The 3,218-nt window shown below is 48.5% G+C and carries 1 rRNA gene; it reads left to right on the top strand.

Going from position 1 to position 3,218, the window contains the following annotated elements:
• The first annotated feature begins 115 nt into the window (after nt 1–115).
• A 23S ribosomal RNA gene (locus tag ACXM1Q_RS08810) occupies nt 116–3,011 on the top strand.
• Nucleotides 3,012–3,218 lie beyond the last annotated feature (207 nt).

The raw sequence follows: 3,218 nt of genomic DNA, 5'->3' as shown, positions 1-3,218 counted from the left end.
GTATCCTAAAAGAACATTGAAAATTGAATAACTATATCAAAGAAAGTAACAAGAAATAAACCGAAACGCTGAACGCATAATGAGTTTACTTAATTCAGGTAGAGTTAAGAAAAGAGGTTAAGTTAGTAAGGGCGCACGGTGGATGCCTTGGCACTAGGAGCCGATGAAGGACGTGACAAACGACGAAATGCTTTGGGTAGCTGTAAGTAAGCGATGATCCAGAGATGTCCGAATGGGGGAACCCACTAGCTAATGGCTAGTATCTTATGTCGTTAAGAGATAAGAGGGAAGACGCAGTGAACTGAAACATCTAAGTAGCTGCAGGAAGAGAAAGCAAAAGCGATTGCCTGAGTAGCGGCGAGCGAAACGGCAGGAGGGCAAACCGAGTGGTTTACCACTCGGGGTTGTAGGACTGCGCTATGGTGAAGTAGATTATAGAAGAATGACATGGGAAGGTCAGCCAAAGAGAGTGAGAGCCTCGTATTTAAAATAGTCTATGAACCTAGCAGTATCCTGAGTACGGCGGGACACGAGGAATCCCGTCGGAATCTGGGAGGACCATCTCCCAACCCTAAATACTCCCTAGTGACCGATAGTGAACCAGTACCGTGAGGGAAAGGTGAAAAGCACCCCGGGAGGGGAGTGAAATAGAACCTGAAACCGTGTGCCTACAAGAAGTTCGAGCCCGTTAATGGGTGAGAGCGTGCCTTTTGTAGAATGAACCGGCGAGTTACGATCACATGCGAGGTTAAGTTGAAGAGACGGAGCCGTAGGGAAACCGAGTCTGAATAGGGCGGTATAGTATGTGGTCGTAGACCCGAAACCATGTGACCTACCCATGAGCAGGTTGAAGGTGAGGTAAAACTCACTGGAGGACCGAACCAGGGCACGTTGAAAAGTGCTTGGATGACTTGTGGGTAGCGGAGAAATTCCAAACGAACTTGGAGATAGCTGGTTCTCTCCGAAATAGCTTTAGGGCTAGCGTCGACATTAAGAATCTTGGAGGTAGAGCACTGTTTGGGTGAGGGGTCCATCTCGGATTACCAATCTCAGATAAACTCCGAATGCCAATGATTTATGGTCGGCAGTCAGACTGCGAGTGCTAAGATCCGTAGTCGAAAGGGAAACAGCCCAGACCACCAGCTAAGGTCCCAAAATAATTGTTAAGTGGAAAAGGATGTGGGGTTGCACAGACAACTAGGATGTTAGCTTAGAAGCAGCTATTCATTCAAAGAGTGCGTAATAGCTCACTAGTCGAGTGACCCTGCGCCGAAAATGTACCGGGGCTAAAACAATTTACCGAAGCTGTGGATCCTTTTAAAGGATGGTAGGAGAGCGTTCTATGTGTGGAGAAGGTATACCGTGAGGAGTACTGGAACGCATAGAAGTGAGAATGCCGGTATGAGTAGCGCAAGATGGGTGAGAATCCCATCCACCGTAAGACTAAGGTTTCCAGGGGAAGGCTCGTCCGCCCTGGGTTAGTCGGGACCTAAGGAGAGACCGAAAGGTGTATTCGATGGACAACAGGTTGATATTCCTGTACTAGTATATAGAGTGAAGGAGTGACGCAGAAGGCTAAGGGAAGCCAGTGAATGGATTCTGGTCTAAGCAGTGAGGTGTGGTAAGAGTCAAATGCTTTTACCTGTAACATTGAGCTGTGATGGGGAGCTAGCTAAGGCTAGCGAGTCCCTGATGTCAGGCTGCCGAGAAAAGCTTCTAGCGCTAATCTATATACTACCCGTACCGCAAACCGACACAGGTAGTCGAGGCGAGTAGCCTCAGGTGATCGAGAGAACTCTCGTTAAGGAACTCGGCAAAATGGCCCCGTAACTTCGGGAGAAGGGGCGCTCAGTATAACTGAGCCGCAGTGAAAAGGCCCAAGCAACTGTTTATCAAAAACACAGCTCTCTGCTAAATCGTAAGATGATGTATAGGGGGTGACGCCTGCCCGGTGCTGGAAGGTTAAGAGGAGTGCTTAGACGTAAGTCGAAGGTATGAATTGAAGCCCCAGTAAACGGCGGCCGTAACTATAACGGTCCTAAGGTAGCGAAATTCCTTGTCGGGTAAGTTCCGACCCGCACGAAAGGCGTAATGATTTGGGCACTGTCTCAACGAGAGACTCGGTGAAATTTTAGTACCTGTGAAGATGCAGGTTACCCGCGACAGGACGGAAAGACCCCATGGAGCTTTACTGCAGTTTGATATTGAGTATCTGTGCCACATGTACAGGATAGGTAGGAGCCAAAGAAGGTGGGACGCCAGTTTCACCGGAGGCGTTGTTGGGATACTACCCTTGTTGTATGGCTACTCTAACCCAGATAGGTAATCCCTATCGGAGACAGTGTCTGACGGGCAGTTTGACTGGGGCGGTCGCCTCCTAAAAGGTAACGGAGGCGCCCAAAGGTTCCCTCAGACTGGTTGGAAATCAGTCGCAGAGTGTAAAGGTATAAGGGAGCTTGACTGCGAGAGCTACAACTCGAGCAGGGACGAAAGTCGGGCTTAGTGATCCGGTGGTTCCGTATGGAAGGGCCATCGCTCAACGGATAAAAGCTACCCTGGGGATAACAGGCTTATCTCCCCCAAGAGTTCACATCGACGGGGAGGTTTGGCACCTCGATGTCGGCTCGTCGCATCCTGGGGCTGTAGTCGGTCCCAAGGGTTGGGCTGTTCGCCCATTAAAGCGGCACGCGAGCTGGGTTCAGAACGTCGTGAGACAGTTCGGTCCCTATCCGTCGCGGGCGTAGGAAATTTGAGAGGATCTGCTCCTAGTACGAGAGGACCAGAGTGGACTTACCGCTGGTGTACCAGTTGTCTCGCCAGAGGCACAGCTGGGTAGCTATGTAGGGAAGGGATAAACGCTGAAAGCATCTAAGTGTGAAACCCACCTCAAGATGAGATTTCCCATCAGTAATGAATAAGAGCCCTGAGAGATGATCAGGTAGATAGGTTAGGAGTGGAAGTTGTGTGAGCAATGTAGCGGACTAATACTAATAGCTCGAAGACTTATCCGAAGTCAAACTAAGTAACGGAAGCCTTAAGAAATCCGTATGAAAAGAAATGACAAACTCACATGCGAGTTGAGGTTAGACTTGATACTTTTGGATTTCATATCCTCTATAGTTATTCAATTTTGAGTGTTCTTAACACTCACTCTACAAGGTTTTGTAGAGAAAAATCAATTTTTCAAAAATAATTTGGATGAGTTCAAGGAATCCAGT

This window comes from Streptococcus sp. 10F2 (assembly GCF_054331515.2).
The sequence above is the reverse complement of the archived record's forward strand: the minus strand, read 5'-3'. Positions and strand labels throughout refer to the sequence as shown.